The sequence below is a fragment of the Bradyrhizobium sp. CCBAU 11361 genome (genome assembly GCF_028128935.1).
GTDB classification, from domain to species: Bacteria; Pseudomonadota; Alphaproteobacteria; order Rhizobiales; family Xanthobacteraceae; genus Bradyrhizobium; species Bradyrhizobium niftali.
Map to the genome: position 1 here is coordinate 207,023 of NZ_LBJZ01000196.1, position 17,926 is coordinate 224,948.

Consider the following 17,926-nt stretch of genomic DNA (forward strand, 5'->3'; position numbering starts at 1 on the left):
GCCTCATAACTCTGCGCGCCATGGCGGCTTCGAGATGCTAGTATCGTGAAGGCCGCAAGACCGACGCGATTGAAATACGGTCGAGACGATGGCGCGCGCAGAGACGCACTTCAAAAACAACGCCTGACCGCATTTGCGATTCGTCGGCCGGGATATGGAGGACGCTATGGCATGGCGCGACGACAAGGCCCGGGCAACTCTGATCCACGACGCGGCGGAAAGCGTGCAGCCGGGCAAGGCCCCCCGGACCTTTGCCGAGCTTCTGTTCGGCTACACCAATAGCGAGGATCTCGCCAACTACGATGCCTCCTCGCTTGCCCTCCTGGCGGAGCAGGCCTGGGAGCACGTGCAGCGGCGCACGGCCGGTCGTGCCGATATCCGCATCGTCAATCCGATGATGCCGGATGGGCGCGAGATCTCCGTGCTCGAAATCCTCAACGACAACATGCCCTTCCTGTTCGATTCCACCATGGCTGAAATCGCCGAGCAGGGCATCGAAGTCACCCTCGTCGCTCACCCCATCATCGCGGTGGAGCGCGATGACCAGGGCAAGCTGCTGCACTTCTACGGCGAAGCCCTCCCGGAGGGATCAAAGGGCGCGCGAGAGAGCCTGATTCACCTCCACATCACCCGCCTGGACGCCGACGCTGACCGCGACAGGCTGATTGACGGCCTCACCAGGACGCTCGGCGACGTGCGCGCCTGCGTCGTCGACTGGCGCGCCATGCGCGACCGGGTCGAGGACGCGATCAAGACTTTCTCGTCCAATCCGCCGCCGCTGCCGATCGACGAGGTCGCCGAGGCCAACCAGTTCCTGCAATGGCTGTGCGCGGACAATTTCACCTTTCTCGGCGTGCGCGAATATCGCTTCTCGCCCGAGAAGGACGTATCGGATGACATCACGACCGCCGAGGGCCTCGGCATCCTCCGCGATCCCGATGCGAAGGTCCTGCGCCGCGGCAACGAAATGGTGGTGATGACGCCGGAAATTCGCGAGTTCATGCGCGAGCCGACCCTGCTGATCGTCATCAAGGCCAATGTGAGCAGCCGCGTTCATCGCCGCATCCGGATGGACTATGTCGGCATCAAGCTCTACGCGCCCGACGGCTGGCTCGAGGGCGAATTGCGTGTCGTCGGCCTGTTCACCTCGGGCGCGTATACGCGCTCGGCGCGACAGATCCCCTATATTCGCCACAAGGTGACACGGGTGCTCCAGCGCGCCGGCTTCGACCCGAACAGCCATTCGGGCAAGGCCTTGATGCATATGCTCGAGGATTATCCGCGCGACGAGCTCTTCCAGGTCGACGTCGACACTCTCTTCAATTTCGTCATGGAGATCTTGATCCTGTATGAGCGCCCCCGCGTCCGGGCGCTGGCCCGGGTCGACAAGTTCGATCGCTTCGTCTCCATCCTCGTCTTCATTCCGCGCGACAAATACGACACCGACGTGCGCACGCGCGTCGGCGCCTTCCTGGCGCAGATCTACAAGGGGACGCTGTCGGCCTCCTACGTGTCCTTCCCCGAAGGAGCATTGGCGCGCGTCCACTACATCATCGGCCGCTATGAAGGTAAGACTCCCGCCGTCGAGCGCGCCACGCTGGAAGCCGGGATCAGCGCCATTGCCGCGACCTGGGCCGACAAGCTGAAGGCCGCGCTGGCTGCGTCGACCGATGGCATGCGGGCGCGCATGCTCGCCAATCGCTATGCCCAGGCCTTTACCGGCGGCTATACCGAGGTGTCCACGGCGGAACAGGCGATCGCCGATATCGCGACCATCGAAAGGCTGACCCCAGCCCGCCCGGTGACGATCTCGGTCCACCGCGACAAGGGCGAGGATGATCCCAGGCGCTTCGGCCTGAAGGTGTTTTCGGACGCGGCACCGTTGTCGCTGTCCTATCGCGTACCGGTGATTGAAAATCACGGCCTGCGCGTGGTCGACGAACGCACCTATCAGATCGTGCCCGGTAACAGGCCCGAGCCGGTCTGGCTGCACGACATGACGATCGAAACCAGCGATGGCCAGCCAATCGAGATCAGCCGGGAATTCAGCCATCGGCTGGAAGCCTCGATCATGGCAGTGGTCACCGATCGCGCCGAATCCGACGGATACAACGCCCTGATCCTGCGCACGGCCCTGGGCTGGCGGGAAGTCTCGACCATCCGGGCGCTATCCCGCTATCTACACCAGATCCGCGCGCCGTTCAGCCAGGACTATATGTGGGAGACCTTGCGCAAGAACGCCGCGATCACAGCCAACCTCGTCGCGCTGTTCCAGGCCCGCCGCGATCCGCGCCTCGTCCTTACCGATCGCGAGCGTTCGGCGCGCGAGACAACTCTGCTTGCCGAGATCGAGGAGCAGCTCAAATCCGTCGCCTCGCTCGATGAAGACCGCATCCTGCGCCGTTTCACCAATCTGGTGCAGTCGACCATCCGCACCAATTTGTGGCAGGTCGGCGAGGACGGACATCCGCGTCCGGTGATCTCCTTCAAGTTCGACGCGCGCAAGATCGATGACCTGCCCGCTCCGCGACCACTCTATGAGATTTTCGTCTATTCACCCCGCGTCGAAGGCATTCACCTGCGCTTCGGCAAGGTTGCGCGCGGTGGCTTGCGCTGGTCCGATCGGCCGCAGGATTTCCGCACCGAGATCCTCGGCCTGGTGAAAGCGCAGCAGGTCAAGAACGCCGTGATCGTGCCGGTCGGCGCCAAGGGCGGCTTCGTGCCCAAGCGCCTGCCGCCGCCCTCCGATCGCGAGGCGTGGCTCGCGGAGGGTACCGAAGCCTATCGCATCTTCGTTCGCTCGCTGCTCGAACTCACCGACAATCTCGACGGCGACGTCGTCGTGCCGCCCGACTTGACCGTGCGGCACGACGGCGACGACCCCTACCTCGTCGTCGCCGCCGACAAGGGCACCGCCACCTTCTCCGACGTCGCCAACGCGATTTCGGCCGAGAAGCACCATTGGCTCAGCGATGCCTTCGCCTCCGGCGGCAGCCAGGGCTACGACCACAAGAAGATGGGGATCACGGCGCGCGGCGCCTGGGAGGCGGTCAAGCGCCACTTCCGCGAGCTCGGCACCGACATTCAGACCATGCCTTTCACCGTGGTCGGCGTCGGCGACATGTCCGGCGACGTCTTCGGCAACGGCATGCTGCTCTCGCCGGCGACGAAGCTCGTCGCGGCTTTCGATCACCGCGACATCTTCATCGATCCCTCGCCTGATCCGGCGAGCGGCTTCGCCGAACGCAAGCGCCTGTTCGACCTGCCGCGATCGAGCTGGCAGGACTACAACAAGACGCTGATCTCGCAGGGCGGCGGCGTGTTCTCGCGCTCGCTCAAGGCTATACCGCTCGCACCGGAAGTGCGCGCCCTGCTCGATCTCGACAAGGAGCAGGCCACGCCGTTCGAGGTGATGACGGCGATCCTGAAGGCGCGCGCGGACTTGCTGTGGTTCGGCGGCATCGGCACCTACATCCGGGCGTCGGCGGAGAGCGACGATCAGGCCGGCGACCGCGCCAATGATCCGATCCGCATCACCGGGACCGAGGTTCGCGCCAGGGTGATCGGCGAAGGCGCCAATCTCGGCGTCACCCAGCGCGGCCGCATCGAAGCGGCGCAGGCGGGCGTCAAGCTCAACACCGACGCGATCGACAATTCCGCCGGCGTGAATACGTCCGACGTCGAGGTCAACATCAAGATTGCATTGGCGCGTCCCGAGCGCGAGGGACGTCTCAGCCCGGCTGACCGCAACACCCTGCTCGCCGCGATGACCGACGAAGTCGGCACGCTGGTGCTGCGCAACAACTACCTCCAGACGCTGGCGCTCTCGCTTGCCGAACGCAAGGGCGTGGCCGAGACCGGCTTCCTCACCCGCCTGATGCAGTCGCTCGAGCAGCGTCACCTGCTCAGCCGCGCCGTGGAATTCCTGCCCGACGATGCAGCGATCGTCGAGCGCACGAGGCGCGGCCAGGCCCTGACACGGCCGGAGCTTGCCGTATTGCTCGCCTACGCCAAGCTGACACTCTACGAAGACCTGCTCCTCACCGGCGTGCCGGATGATCCTTATCTCGCCCGCAGACTGTCCCTGTATTTTCCGCGCGAGATTCTCGACAAATTCCCGACCGCGGTCGAGCTCCATCGCCTCCGACGCGAGATCATCGCGACCAGTCTCGTCAATGCCGTGATCAACCGCGGGGGCCCGGCCTGCATCGTGCGCCTGACCGACGAGACCGACGCTGATATCTCGACCATCGTCATGGCGCAGGTGGCGGTGGACGCGATCTACGAGCTCAGGCGACTCAATGACGCGATCGACGCGCTCGACACACGTATCGACGGGCAGTTGCAGCTCAGCCTCTACGCGGCGATCCAGGATCTCCTGCTCTCCCGCATGGTCTGGTATGTGCGCAATGTCGATTTCAAGGATGGGCTGAGCGCGATCAACGCCCGGTTTGGCCCTGCCGTCCGCGAGATCGCAGCCTCCCTCGACGACGCCCTGCCACCGGACTTGCAAGCCGCGCGCGGCAAGCGCCGGCAGGAACTGACCGATGCCGGCGTCCCGACCGGCCTCGCCGGCGAATTGGCGGACCTCGACGCTCTGGTCTCGGCGCCTGATATCGTGACGGTCGCCGAGCGCACCAGCCGCAGCATCCGCGATGCCACTGCGACGTTCTTTGCCACTGAGGCCAATTTCCGCCTCGACCGCATCGTGGCCGCCGCGCGCAGCGTGGCTGCCAGCGATCATTTCGAACGCCTGGCCATCGACCGCGCCGTCGAACTGATCGCGGCAGCCGAAAGACGCCTGACCGCAGCTATGCTGGCAACCGGCCAATCCGGTCAGCAGGCCGCGGAGACCTGGCTTGCAGCTCACCCCGAGGCGACGCGCATCCGCCGTGCGGTCGAAGAGATAGCCGCCGGTGGCCTGACGCTCGCCAAGCTCATGGTGGCCGCGAACTTGCTGGGGGATCTGGTCAAGGCCTAGAGGGAGGAAGCCAATGATTCACGCCACTTGCCATACCGCCGACAATGTCCGCTGTATCGAGTTCGACGCCACACCGTGGTTCAACGAGGCTGCTGCTCCGAGCATCATCGATTTGGCCCAACGAGGATGGACCAGCACGGCGATCGCAGAGTCTCTCGAGCATCGACGAGGATACGAAGGCTTGCACGACCTCGTCGAGTATGCGGCGACGCGACTGCAATCGGAATCCCTGGAGGACCCGACCTGGGAAACCTTCGCATGTGTCGTCGATGGACCCGAGGCCGTCGCCTGGCTCGAGAAAAACCGGCCCAACGTCGTGGCAAGCATCCCGTAAGCCACGGGAAGCACAGCAAAGGCCACCATTGATTGGCGGCATCGCAAGCGAAGCGGAAATGGCGCACCACCGCCGATGAAGATGGGTACTATTGTTTCGCTGTGCCACTCTGCGTAGTCTGACGCTCTATCCAGCCGAGCCACGGGCGCGTGCACCGGCGCTGTCACGCGGCGCCGTTACAGTTTTCCATAGACTCGCCCGGCGACCGCCTTCAGGCGCTCGACCGAGCCGGACTCAGGATGCGGCTTGACCGGCGCGAACAGGATCGAAGCCTGCCTGCCGTTCTTCCAGACATAGATGTTGACGGCGTTGCCGTTGCCCTTGGTGCAGGAATGCTCGCCGAACGCTTCACTGCCGAACTCGGGTATCGCCACGTGTTGGCACGGGCCCGTGCGCTTCATCATGCTGATGACGGTGTCGCGCGAGATCGCGATCACCGCGACGGTCATGGTGTTGGCCTCGCGATCGAACATCATGCAGCTGCCCGCGCCGGTCCGCTGGACCGTCAGCGTGCCCTTGTCGAGAAAGCCGTCGGCATCCGCGGCCGTGAGCCACTCGCAATTGCCGAACCGCTCGCTGCTCTTGCTCACCTTCCCGATGGCAACGCGCGCGGCTTCGGTGATCGGTCCGAGCAGCGCATCGTCGGCACGCCGGCCGATCGGATAGACGCTGATCTGCAGGATGTAATCACCGGACAAGGCGACGACCGAGGCCTCCTGGCGCTGCGCGCCGGCGGCGCTCGTTCCGCCCTGGCCTTCGTCGCCGATCCCGGACACCGCGTTCAGCGGCATGCGCTCGCCGAGCGTCTTGACGAAGGTCGCATACAATTCCCTGGCGCGGTCCTTGTCGGGATTCCGGAACACGCTCAACATCATCGTGTCGCCGCGGCCGGCCTGGTAGATGCAGCCGCGGCCGTCCTGATTTGAAATCAGCGACCATTTGAGCGCCGGCATCGCGCCGGCGAGCTCCTGGGCGCTGATGAACGGGCAGGTTTCGGCCGCGCGCGCGGGAAGGACCGGGACGGCTGCGATTGCAAGAAACAGGACGAGGCAGGAGAACAGACGATCGATTGGACGCATGGGACAACTTACTATGGAAATGGCACGCCGCGCTCGATGAAGATGGGCACTATTCGTTCGCCGTGCCCCTATCTTGGTGGACCATGAGCGGAAATGGGCAGTCGGCCGGTGGGGTGAGATCATGCTGTTAAGCAGGAGTCTAGGGGTCCACTCATTTACCCCATCTCTATGAGAGTGATGCAAGTCACAGAATGGCAGTTGCGTTTGTCCATTCTGCGAATACTCTGGTCACATAGTGATTTGGGGTTGTGATCGGCGTATTTCGCATCTTTTCCATAATCATTTTCCTTGCCTGGCTCGGGTGTGAACCGGCGCTCGCCCAAAAGCGCGTCGCCCTCGTTATCGGCAACTCCGCCTATAAGACCGTTCCGCGGCTCGGCAACCCGATCAACGATGCAGGTCTGATCGGCAAGATGTTCCAGACTGCCGGTTTCGATGTGGTGGACGTCAAGCTCGATCTTAATACTGCGGAGATGCGCGAGTTCGGCACGAAAACGCGCGATGCCGAGATGGCCGTGGTTTACTATGCCGGCCATGGCCTCGAGGTCGACGGCAGCAACTACCTGATTCCCACGGACGCGGTTCTCGAGACTGATACCGATGTATATGACGAAGCCTTTCCTCTGGATCGGGTGTTGGTAACGATCGAACCTGCCAAGCAGCTTCGTCTCGTCATTCTGGATGCTTGTCGCGATAATCCCTTCGCCAAAACGATGAAGCGCACGCTGTCCTCGCGCGCGATTGGACGGGGGCTGGCAAAGGTTGAGCCAAACAGCGCGAACACGATGATCGCCTTTGCGGCCAAGGCTGGATCGACAGCGTCGGACGGCGACTCGAAGAACAGCCCGTTTGCTTCGGCCCTCGCCGATCATCTAACGAAGCCCGGCCTTGATCTGCGCAAGGCGTTTGGGTTTGTCCGTGACGATGTGTTGAAGAACACGAGCTTCAAGCAGGAGCCTTATGTCTATGGCTCGCTCGGTGGCAATGACGTTACGCTTGTGCCGGCCAAGCCGGTCGCAGCTGGCCCGCAGGCGAGTCCGCTGGAAACAGTCCGCAAGGATTACGAATTCTCATTGCAGCTCGGTACAAGGGATGGCTGGACCGCTTTTCTCGCGCAATATCCGGAGGGGTTTTACGCCAATTTGGCCAAAGGCCAACTGAACAAGATCGCTGCCGAGGAGGCACGCGCGGCGGCTGCAGAAAAGGCTCGGCAGGCCGACGAGGAGAAAGCCAGGTTGGTCGCAGAGCGTGCGAAGAAGGCCGATCAGGACAGGGCAGCTGCCGCAGCCAAGTCTGCCGAGGAGCACCGTCTTGCGGCGGAAAAGGCCAAGCAGATCGAGGAAGCAAAGGCAGAAGCGGCCGAGCAACGAAGGAAAGAAGCGGAGGCCGCCGTGGTCAAGGCGCTAGCCGAAAAGCAAGCGGCCGAGAAGGCGCTCGCTGACAGACTTGCGAGTGAAAAGGCTGCGGCGGAGCAGGCCGTAAAGCAGGCTGCCGATAAGAAGTCGGCTGATGAAGCCGCTCAGAAGATTGCCGCCGTCCAGCCGACGGTCTCGCAACCCAGTCTGTCGCCGCAAGAAATGGCGAAGCTCGCTCAGCTGGAGCTGCGCCGCGTCGGATGTTTGACGACTGCCGCGGATGGCGACTGGAATGCATCGTCACGCCGTTCGCTGAGTCTGTTCGATAAGTATGCCGGTACCGAATTCGACGTGCAGGCCGTATCCATCGACACCATCGATGCGATCAAGGCTCGTGCGCCGAGGGTATGCCCGCTTGTCTGTGACCATGGTTACCGGGCAGAGGGAGACGCTTGCACGAAGATCACCTGCAAGAGCGGCCTCGAGCTGCAGGATGATGGAAACTGTGCGCGTCCCAGGAAGAACATATCTTCGAGAGCTCCGGACGAATCATCAGCGGGAAGTTCGAAGCCGCAGAGGTCTCTGCCGCCGACCGAATTTTCTCCCAATCGCCGATTGCCGGGTGAGCCGCCCGATGGATCAATTCCGACCGGCCAGCGAATGATCGTCCAAAGCAGCGCCTGCCCGCGGGGACAAGTCCTCGAACTGATCGGAGGATCGCAGGCTCACGGGATCCGTCGTCAAAAGCGATGTATCGCGACGAACTAGCGTTGCTGCAGGCTCATCACCCGAGCTGCATCGTGGATTCTTCTCCAAAGCGACACGAAAATATCGATCGGCGGAAGTCTATGCGCAAGCCATTCGGAAACTGGCGCGCCCTTCAGAACAAACCGTGAACTCATATATAATTGAAATTGTTATATAAATTCAAGTTCCTGGGGAGGATCGACACGCTGAAGGCTACCTACGGCCCCCAACGGCGTATGCCCCAAGGGCGGCTCCTTGGCCGACCGCTTTGACTGGGATCCGGCCGCCTTAGCTTCTTCGGCGACCACGCCCATCTCGCCAAATCCCCAATGCTTCGCGGCCTCTCTGGCGCCACTGCGCAAGCGGAGCGGGTCGTCTACGCAAAGCGGCCGTTCGGCGGGCCCGATAAACCTCGTGACGCTCGCGCCTTCTCGAATGTCCAAGGGACGGCCGACCGGGGACGAATTGTCGCGAAACGAGCAATCTCGCCAGACTTGATAACTTGCTTATGATATCGCGAAGGTAGCTTGATCGCAGCTGTCCGCTTTTCTCGGAAGAGCGAAAAGCGGACGCTGTGGCTCTGCCGGTTTACCGTGGGTAAGCTTTATGCAATGAAAAATGACACCGCTCGAACGAACGCCGACGCCTTGACCGAGAGAAGCCTCGCTCAAACGAAGCCTCACGAAGGCCCGCCACGCACGGATGTCGGGACGATAACGCTCCATTGGGCGACCGCGTTCGCGTTCGTCGTAAGCCTCGTTACCGGCCTACGCATCGCAGCAGACGCGCTGCGCGCCCCCTTCTCGAAATGGCTCGCTCCGGTCCTGCCGCAGGGCGAGATCTTTTCCTGGCATTTCCTCGCGGGACTCGCCGTCTTCTTCTGCGGGTCGGCCTACGTCGCCTACCTCGCGCGCAGCGGCCTCGTCGAGCGCAACAGCCCCAAGAAGACGCGGATCCTCGCGATGCGCGCTCCGGCTCGCCTCAAGTGGGGGGCCGTCAACGTCATCCTGCACTGGTTCGTCTATGCGCTCGTGACCTTCCTCACGGCGACGGGCGTCATGATGTATCTCGGCTATGGCGGCTGGTGGGCTTATCTCCACTCGACCGCCGCCTACGTTGCGCTCGCCTATATCTTCGCGCATGTCGCCGCGCATTATCTCTATGGCGGCTGGCTGCAGATTTTCCGCGTGTTTCGGCCGGCCCCGCTCGCGATCACGAAGGCCCTGCGGCCGAGGCCTCTTCTCGTCGCCGCTGCAATCGGGGTGGCAGTCGCGTGCGGCGTCGCCGGGCTCGACTGGGCGACGCGCGATACGCTCGTCGTCGCGCGGGTGAGCGACGCGCCCAAGCTGGACGGCGCCATGGGCGATCCCGCCTGGTCGCGCGCGCGCCCCGTCTTCATCCGCACGCAGCAGGGTGCCAATCTCGGCGGATCGGGCGAATCGCTCGTGGAGGTGCGCGCCCTGCACGACGGGCAGAAGATCTATTTCGCCTTCCGCTGGGAAGATCCCACGCGCTCCCTGCGCCGCATTCCGATCATCAAGAAGGAGGATGGCTGGCACGTCCTCGACGAGCGTGCGGGCCTGCAAGACGCCGTCGACTTCTACGAGGATAAACTTGCGGTCATTTTCTCTGATAATCCATCGCTCGGCGGCGCAGGCGCGACGGATCTCGGCACCAACCCGCTGCCCGGCAAACCGATGCCGATCAACGGCCGGGGCTTCCACTACACGACGGATGGCAGCTACATAGACATGTGGCAGTGGAAGGCGTCGCGCGGGGGCATGCTCGGGCGTGTCGACAGCCAATATATCGGCCCGCCCTACGCCCCGACCCTGGACGAGCAAAATTACGATGCCCGCTACCAGGGCGGCTATTGGAACAAGCCTGGTCGCACTCTTTATTCGTATAATTTCAAGTTCATCCGCAGGAACGACAAGGGGCCCGTCACGGTTCTGCGGCTTCCCAAGGACTGGAAGGCGCAGGTCGCCGCCCTCAGCAAATTCGATCTTAATCCCGACAGCAGCGACGACGAGAACGGGCGCTGGTACATGTTCGACTGGGAGAGCGAACCCTACACTCCAGAGGCCGACGCGAGGATTCCCGTTGGCACGACCCTGCCTGGCGTGATTATTGCCGGCGACACCGAAGGAGAGCGGGCCAATGTCACCGGGGTTTCAAAATGGAGCAACGGACATTGGACGCTCGAGCTGACGCGCAACATGAAAAGCGATGGCAGATATGACAAAGCCTTCGTGCCAGCCCGCGATCTCTACATGTGGGTCGCTGTCTTCGACCATGCACAGACGCGGCATGCGAGCCATAACCGCCCGGTGCGTGTCCTCACGCAGGACTAGGCGTCTCATGGGGGGCTGCGTGCTCGACCGGAGGCGACTACGGCGCGGCGAGCAGCGGCCTGCTCGCAGAAATTCGCGGCGCCCAGAGGGCTCGCGATGAAGACGCATTGTCGGCTCGTCCTCAACGGCAAGCCCGTCGAAGCTCGCGCTGGCGAAAGCCTGATCGACGCGGCGCTCGGCGGCTCGATCCTCATTCCACACGACTGCAGATCGGGACAATGTCAGAGCTGCCGGGTGACGGTCGTTTCGGGCTCGGTCGATGACGGCGGCTCGGGTCATGGCCGCACTGTGCTCGCCTGCCAGGCCGCGGTCGCAGGCGATGCGGAGATCGAATTCGAAGAATTGCCGCTACCGATGAAGCGGGCGTGCGCCGTTACCGAGATCAACGAACTCTCGCCAGAGATCGCCGAAGTCGTGCTGACGACCTCGGCGCCGCTCGAGTTTCGGCCGGGCCAATATGTGCGTGTCAAGTTTTCCGGCTATCCTGCGCGCGAGTTCAGCCCGACCTTCAGACTCGATGGTTCCTTCAAGCAAGTCGAACTCGTCTTCCACATCCGGCGCCTGCATGACGGCACCGTGTCGGGGCAGTTCGGCAAGGCCATCAGGCCCGGCCATGCGGCGCATGTGCAAGGCCCCTTCGGACAAGCCTATCTACGACAGGGCCAGGGGCCGCTAGTGCTGGTCGCCGGCGGAGCAGGCTGGGCCCCGATCTGGGCGCTGGCCCGCTCGGCGCGCTCGACCCAGCGCAACCGCGAGATGGCGGTCGTGGCCGGCAGCCGGGATGCCGATAACCTCTATATGCTTCCCTCGCTGCAGTGGCTGATCGACGACGGTGTCCGCGACGTCATCGCGACGACGGAGGTCGGATCTACCCTGCCGATCAGGCCCGGGCGCCCATCGCACTACCTGCCCCTGCTCGGGCTGGAGGATACGGTCTACGTCGCCGGCCCCGCTGGTCTCGTCGATATCGTGAAGAACAAGGCGCGCTCGGCCAATGCGCAATGCTACGCCGATCCTTTCCTGCCGAGCTCTCAAACCTCATCGCTGATGGACAAGGTCACCCGTCTATGGCGAAGCCGGGAGCAGCCTCATCGCCCCGGCCTGTGAGCCGATGCCGTGCTCAGCAGCGCCGGCGGCCAGCGAGCCCCGGCGGCTCACGGCTTGACGGGCAGACTCCCGAGGCTGGTGATGACGTCGGCCGCCTTCTGCGTATCGGCAAAGCGTAGAAAGGCCAAGGCGTCCGGATCCTGCAACGTGCTTAAATAGATCAGCGCCAGCACCACGCTCGAGGGATAATCCGCGTCGGTCGGGTAGTGGCCGTCCACGCGAAGCACGGTGAGCCCTTGTTCCAACGGCCGCGAGAAGGGGCCGAAGCCGATCGCGCCTTGGACATCGCGAACCGTCTCGATCGCTTCCTGTGTGGTCGTCGCCGTCTTCGATTTCTCGGTGATCTCGAGATCATGCCAGCCGGGCATGCTGGCCCGTAGCACGGTGAGAGTGCTGTCCTGGTCCTCGCGCCGCACGACGCGGATGCGCATATCGGTGCCGCCCAGCTCCTTCCAATTCGCGAGTCGGCCCGAATAGATCGCAACGAGCTGATCGCTTGTGACGGCACTCACTCCACAGCCGGGATGGACGATGAAAGCCGAGGGCAGGCGGGCGATCGCCTTGTAGACGATGCCGGAAGCCGCTTCGGCGTCGGTCAGGCGGCGTGCGATGCGCCCTAAGATCGCCTTGCCGGACCCCACGGCCGCGATGCCTCCGCCAGAACCGATGCTCGGCGGGACCTCGATCCGTGCCGATCCTTCCTGCTGCATGAAGCTCGCGGCGACGACGCGGAGGACATCGATGCCGTCTCCGGTCCCGACGATGTCGAGCCTGCGTGTTTCGGCGCTAGCGGCATTCACCCCCGCAAGGCAGAGGCCCAAAATTACCGCCGTTATCCTCGAAAATGCCATGGCAAACCCCTTCGAACGACGAGGTGCGCAATCTGGCAAAGAAACCTAAACCATCTGTTGTCGCAACGCCGTGCCTTTTGGAGTCATCTGTGGCGGACAGAAAGTAAAAAGCACAAAATCTGATGGTTAAGAAAAACCATTTGCTAATTAACCGGCCACAAATAGACGATCAAATTGACGATTTTGGGTATTTCACTCGCCTAAGGTTGGCGCCTGGAAGGGGCCTCAATGAGCGACATTGACCGGCCCCCGTAAGCTCAAGGTGCTGGCGGTGGTGGCGACTGACCCGGATATGGCAGAGGCATCGAGGGCGCCGCCCCGCTGGCGTCGCTGGGCCGTTCTGTCCGGGATTCCGGGTTTCCCCTCGTCTATCGCCATGCGCCTTGTTGCCGTCGTGCTCGCGACCGGCGTCCTCGGGCTCGGCGTCATCGGTGGCTTGACGGTGCTCCGCCTGCAGCAGCAACTGAGGCATCAGGCTGCGGCACTGGGTGAACTCTCGGAAGACCAGCTCGCTCATCGCCTCGACGGCGAGGCGCAGTTGGCGCGAGCGCGAATCGAGGTCCTGGGCGCAGAAACCGCATCTGGCCTGCGTCAGATCGCTCAGCGCGCCGATGTCGCCAAGGCGGTCGCCTCGAACAACGATGTGACTATCCGCGAGCTGCTCAGCGTCGTTGCTTCGACCTCCGGCTTCGAAAGGCTGATCGCCTTCGACGGAACCGGTCGCGTGATCGGCGCCAACACGCCCCTCGACCTCCTCGCGCTGAACCGGGCGTTCGAGGGTACCGCTCTCTCTGTCAGTCTCAACGCGATCCTCAAGGACAATAGCCGCTCGCACCCGCGGGGTGAGGAAGGCACCTATGAGCTCAAATTGCGTGAATTGTCAGCGCTCGGCCTGCCGCAGCGCCACACCATAGCGCACACCGCGATCGAGCCCGTGTTCGACGACTTCGGCGACCTCATCGGCGCGCTTGCCGCCGTCCGACCGCTCGGCCGCACGGAACGGACTCTCGAGAACTTCACTTCGCTAGCCAATGCCGGCGTGGTCATCATCACGGGTGACAACGAGATCGTGTCTTCCGCGGGGCCTGAAGGGGTGAGATTCAGCGGCGCCGGGACGCGTTTGGCCGGGCTGCAGCGCTCGGATGACGGCAACTACGTCGCGCGCTGTGTCGATTACGAGGCGACGCTCAAGGTGTGTACGTTCGCGAGCGCATCGCTGGTGACGACGACACGCGATCAGATGTTCCAGATCGGCGCATCCCATACGCGTTCGCTGATGTGGCAGTTCCTGGCATCCGCGGCGCTGGCGCTCGGTGCCTTGGTCGTCGCACTATTGGCCGCCGTGAGGCACCTCACGAAAGGACTTTCAGCGCTCGCCAAGACCGCCCAGGAAATCGCGGGTGGCGATCTTGACGTTCAATTCCGCGCAACGGGCATCGGCGAGGTCCGCGGCCTCGGCCTCGCATTCGAGCGAATGCTGACGCATTTGCGGGCCAGCACTCGAAGAATTCGTCAGCTCGCTTTCTACGACACGGTGAGCCGCATTCCCAATCGGGAGAAGATGCGCATCGATGCGCCGGCGCTCATCGGCGCGGAAGAGGGCGGAGCGCTGTTCTTCCTCGACCTGGATGGCTTCAAATCCATCAACGACACTTTCGGGCACAAGGCTGGCGACGAGCTGCTCAGGATGGTGGCCGAGCGCTTGAGCAATTTGCTGACGTCCAAGGGCGCTGCCGGTAAATATCTGCTCGCCCGGGTCGGGGGCGACGAGTTCGTCGCCATCATCGCCGGGGTGAAGACGATCGAGGCCGCGAGCCTCAGTGCCCGCGAGATGATCGAGACGCTGCAGGTTTCCTTCAAGCTCCAGAGCAACCATGCGACCATCGGCGTCAGCATCGGCATTGCGATCTGGCCCACCCACGGCACAACCTATGACGATCTCCTGATCCGTGCCGACCTTGCGATGTACGTCGCGAAGAGCTCGGGACGCAATACCTACGCGTTCTTCACTCCGGATCTCGCAGAGGTCGCGCGTGCCCGCCATGCGCTCGAAACCGACCTCGCCCTGGCGATCCGCAATGAAGAGCTCGTCGTCCATTACCAGCCCAAGGTGTCCTGCACGGATGGCCGCATCCTAGGGGTGGAGGCGCTGGCGCGCTGGCATCACCCGAAGGAGGGCGACATTCCTCCTCAGCGCTTCATCAAGATCGCGGAAGAGATCGGCCTCATCATGGAGATCGACCGCTTCGTGCTCAGGCGCGCGCTCGCCGAAATCGGGGGCTTGATCCGGGCCGGCTCGAACCTCGTGCTCGCCGTAAATGTCGCGGCGACGGAAATCGAAGACCCGCTGTTCATCAGGGATATCATCACGACCGTTCGCGAGGCCGACTTCCCGCCGCCCAAGCTCGAGATCGAGATCACAGAGTCGGTCGCGATGCGCAATCCTGACGTCGTGCGCGAGAGAATAAGCCTGCTCAGGCAATTGGGCATACGCTTCGCAATGGACGATTTCGGAGCCGGCTATTCGAATCTTTCGACGATGGCGAGGCTCCCCTTCGACGCCGTGAAGCTCGATCGCACGCTCGTGGCGGGTGTCGCGGAAGACCGCGAAAAGCAGACGATCCTTCGCCTGGCGCTTGGACTTGCGGACGAATTGGGGTTCGAAACGGTCGTAGAAGGCGTTGAAACGGCAGAAGACCTTCGGTTCGCGGCCGAAAACGGCGCGACCATGGCGCAAGGTTATCTTTTTTCTCCGCCGCTACCGCTCGAAGAGTTCGCCGTCCTGCTCCAGCCGCGCCGTTTGGCTTCGGCGGTCGAAGTGGTGCCCAGGCGAGACGGAGCGGAGCGGAAGACCATGATCCGCTGAGGGGTCGGCGACGACACCGGCCACCGATCCAGACGGGAGCTCTGCAACAGTTCGCGGCTTTGTTCTGGATGGCAGGAAAATGGCGCGCCCGGAACGATTCGAACGTCCGACCCTCAGATTCGTAGTCTGATGCTCTATCCAGCTGAGCTACGGGCGCGTTTTCGCGAACAGCGTTTGCGGGCGGGGCCCGCACGCAGCCTCCGGACAGCGCCGGAGGGGTGCGAAAGAGCGCTCTGACTAACCGCTCTTGCCCCGGTTGGCAAGGTCCGGGATGGGGAGATTTTGCAGGGGGGTGACGGTTTCCGTTGTCATTCCGGGCCGATGCGGAGCGTCGAACCTGGAATCTCGCGCCAAAACCTCCGGATTCCGGGTTCGGCGCGCTGCGCCGCCCCGGAATGACAGCGATGAGCCTTACGCCCTTGCCCGCTCGTTGCGGATGGAGAGCAGTTCCACGGGGCGGTCGGGGATGACGATCCGGAAGGTGGCGCCGATGGTGCCTTCGACCAGGTGGATGTCGCCGCCATGGGCGCGGACGAGCTCGGCGGCGATAGCGAGGCCAAGCCCGCTGCCGCCGGGGCGCCCCGAGGTCTGGAACGCCTCGAATAGATGGTCCCTCGTCTTCTGGGGGACGCCGGGGCCGGTGTCGGAGACCTCCAGGATGGCGACGGCGCCCTCGCGCTTGCCCGTGATCCGGATCTGCTGCACGCCACCGTCGCCGGAGGAATGGCTTTCCAGCGCCTGGGCGGCGTTGCGGACGAGGTTGAGCAGCACGCGGAACAGCTGGTCGGGGTCGGCATCGACCGCGAGCCCGCGCTCGATCGCGGCGACCCAGGCGATCGAGGCATCGCTGGCAAGGCCCGCGGTCTCGCGCACTTCCAGCACGACCGGCTCGATCATGATCATGCGGCGGTCGGGCGAGGCCTCCTGGGCGCGGCCGTAGGACAGCGTCGACTGGCAGAAGGCGATGGCGCGCTCGAGCGAGCGCACGAGCTTGGGCGCAAAGCGCTGCACCCGCGGATCCGGCACGCTGGCGAGCTGGTCCGACAGAAGCTGCGCCGACGCGAGCAAATTGCGCAGATCGTGGTTGATCTTGGAGACGGCGAGGCCGAGCGCGGCAAGCCGGCTCTTCTGATGCAGCATCGACATCAAATCGCGCTGCATGTCGGACAATTCGCGTTCGGCGACCCCGATCTCGTCGCTGCGCTGGCTCGGCACGATGATCCGCGCCGAGCTCTCGGGGTTTTCGTGGAAGCCGACCAGGCTCGCGGTCAGCCGCCGCATCGGCCGCACGAAGAGATAGTGGAGCGCGAGATAGACGAGGCCCGCGGTCAGCACCCCGATGATCAGCGCGACCACGACGACATTGCGGGAGAATCGGTACATCGACTGCCGCAGCGGCAATTCGTCGGTCACGATCTCGACGAACTGGGCATTGCCGACGCCGGGGCCGACGATGCGGATGGCCTGGTTGCCGGTCTCCAGCATCATCTGGATCGAGCCGGTGATCGCCTCCCACACGGTCATGTCGCGGAGGTCAACGTCGTGCTCGATCGCGGCCGGCAGATTGTCGCTGGCGAGCAGCCGGCGCTGCTGGCCCATCTTGATGGCGACGGCGCGGGCATTGATGCTTTTCAGGATCTCGCGCGACAGCGAATCGGGAACCATGCCGAGCGGCGCGGCGTCGAGCACCAGCGCCGCCGTGTTGGCCGCGGCCACGCGGTCGTTCAGCCGGTTGACCCAGAAGTTGGCGATGGCAGGCACATAGAGCAGAATGGCCGCGATCATCACCAGGGGGACGGTGAGCAGCAGCAGCTTGCCCGACAGCCCAAGCCCGGCAGGCCCACGCGGCCGGATCGCCGGCGGGTCCCCCTGATCCGTATCCTGGATCGGCTGGAGGTCTGTCGCTGCCACGAAATTCGTCCTCACTGATTTGGCCGGTGAACGATCTGGCGGAAGAAGGATGCGGCCCCGCCCCGGTCCGGTCAAATTACGGATCGCTAATCTCCCGATGTGGGATGTAAGCGCTGATACGGCGAGTCGCTACCTCACCGATTAAAAACCCCGCACAAACAGCGATATTCACCGCAATCCTGCGCTCTTGTGGCGTTGACGAAAAGGGGGCGCTCGCATATAAGCCGCGCGAATTGTCCGCGATGACCCGGTGTAACGCCGGGAGCGGCTCTCTTGGGGCCGAAAAAGGGCCCGTTTTGGGCCGCATCTTCCGGACTTTACCATCAATTCTACAGGCAAAT

Annotated in this window: 9 protein-coding genes, 1 tRNA gene and 1 pseudogene; 7 read left to right on the top strand and 4 right to left on the bottom strand. The window is 63.5% G+C overall.

What is annotated here, in order from left to right:
• Positions 1 to 154 precede the first annotated feature (154 nt).
• A complete protein-coding gene (locus XI08_RS37785) occupies positions 155 to 4,981 on the top strand; it encodes an NAD-glutamate dehydrogenase (RefSeq protein ID WP_271578315.1) in 4,827 nt (1,608 codons plus the stop codon).
• A 13-nt stretch (positions 4,982 to 4,994) separates the two neighbouring features.
• Entirely contained in the window at positions 4,995 to 5,315 is a 321-nt protein-coding gene (locus tag XI08_RS37790) for a hypothetical protein (protein WP_271578316.1), read from the top strand.
• Between the two features lie 176 nt (positions 5,316 to 5,491).
• Here XI08_RS37790 and XI08_RS37795 read toward each other — a convergent pair whose 3' ends face one another.
• Positions 5,492 to 6,394, bottom strand: a complete 903-nt coding sequence (locus XI08_RS37795) for a hypothetical protein (protein WP_271578317.1) — start codon at positions 6,392 to 6,394, stop codon at positions 5,492 to 5,494.
• Between the two features lie 251 nt (positions 6,395 to 6,645).
• On the opposite strand from XI08_RS37795, the gene XI08_RS37800 reads away from it, so the two are divergent.
• The 4 genes and pseudogenes from XI08_RS37800 to XI08_RS37810 all read left to right on the top strand — a co-directional run bounded on the left by XI08_RS37800 (position 6,646) and on the right by XI08_RS37810 (position 11,957).
• Entirely contained in the window at positions 6,646 to 8,517 is a 1,872-nt protein-coding gene (locus XI08_RS37800) for a caspase family protein (protein ID WP_271578362.1), read from the top strand.
• A 257-nt stretch (positions 8,518 to 8,774) separates the two neighbouring features.
• Positions 8,775 to 8,903, top strand: a pseudogene (locus XI08_RS46485) (IS91 family transposase); the annotation flags it as partial.
• 240 nt (positions 8,904 to 9,143) lie between these two features.
• A complete protein-coding gene (locus XI08_RS37805) occupies positions 9,144 to 10,850 on the top strand; it encodes an ethylbenzene dehydrogenase-related protein (protein ID WP_271578318.1) in 1,707 nt (568 codons plus the stop codon).
• A gap of 96 nt (positions 10,851 to 10,946) precedes the next feature.
• Positions 10,947 to 11,957, top strand: coding sequence for a 2Fe-2S iron-sulfur cluster-binding protein (locus XI08_RS37810; protein WP_271578319.1), 1,011 nt, complete (start codon positions 10,947 to 10,949; stop codon positions 11,955 to 11,957).
• A 47-nt stretch (positions 11,958 to 12,004) separates the two neighbouring features.
• On the opposite strand, the gene XI08_RS37815 is transcribed toward XI08_RS37810, so the two are convergent.
• Positions 12,005 to 12,808, bottom strand: a complete 804-nt coding sequence (locus XI08_RS37815) for a PstS family phosphate ABC transporter substrate-binding protein (RefSeq protein ID WP_027543496.1) — start codon at positions 12,806 to 12,808, stop codon at positions 12,005 to 12,007.
• A gap of 238 nt (positions 12,809 to 13,046) precedes the next feature.
• On the opposite strand from XI08_RS37815, the gene XI08_RS37820 reads away from it, so the two are divergent.
• Positions 13,047 to 15,674 (top strand): bifunctional diguanylate cyclase/phosphodiesterase, encoded by a 2,628-nt coding sequence (locus tag XI08_RS37820; RefSeq protein WP_271578320.1) that lies wholly within the window; start codon positions 13,047 to 13,049, stop codon positions 15,672 to 15,674.
• Between the two features lie 80 nt (positions 15,675 to 15,754).
• On the opposite strand, the gene XI08_RS37825 is transcribed toward XI08_RS37820, so the two are convergent.
• Together XI08_RS37825 and XI08_RS37830 are read right to left on the bottom strand one after the other, a co-directional pair.
• Positions 15,755 to 15,831, bottom strand: a tRNA-Arg gene (locus XI08_RS37825).
• Between the two features lie 254 nt (positions 15,832 to 16,085).
• Entirely contained in the window at positions 16,086 to 17,585 is a 1,500-nt protein-coding gene (locus XI08_RS37830) for a sensor histidine kinase (RefSeq protein WP_271578321.1), read from the bottom strand.
• Positions 17,586 to 17,926 lie beyond the last annotated feature (341 nt).

What these genes read in the sequence shown, in the direction of transcription:
- XI08_RS37785 (WP_271578315.1), top strand. Translation starts at nt 155, where the DNA reads ATGGAGGACGCTATGGCATGGCGCGACGACAAGGCCCGGGCAACTCTG.
- XI08_RS37790 (WP_271578316.1), top strand. Translation starts at nt 4,995, where the DNA reads ATGATTCACGCCACTTGCCATACCGCCGACAATGTCCGCTGTATCGAG.
- XI08_RS37795 (WP_271578317.1), bottom strand. Translation starts at nt 6,394, where the DNA reads ATGCGTCCAATCGATCGTCTGTTCTCCTGCCTCGTCCTGTTTCTTGCA.
- XI08_RS37810 (WP_271578319.1), top strand. Translation starts at nt 10,947, where the DNA reads ATGAAGACGCATTGTCGGCTCGTCCTCAACGGCAAGCCCGTCGAAGCT.
- XI08_RS37815 (WP_027543496.1), bottom strand. Translation starts at nt 12,808, where the DNA reads ATGGCATTTTCGAGGATAACGGCGGTAATTTTGGGCCTCTGCCTTGCG.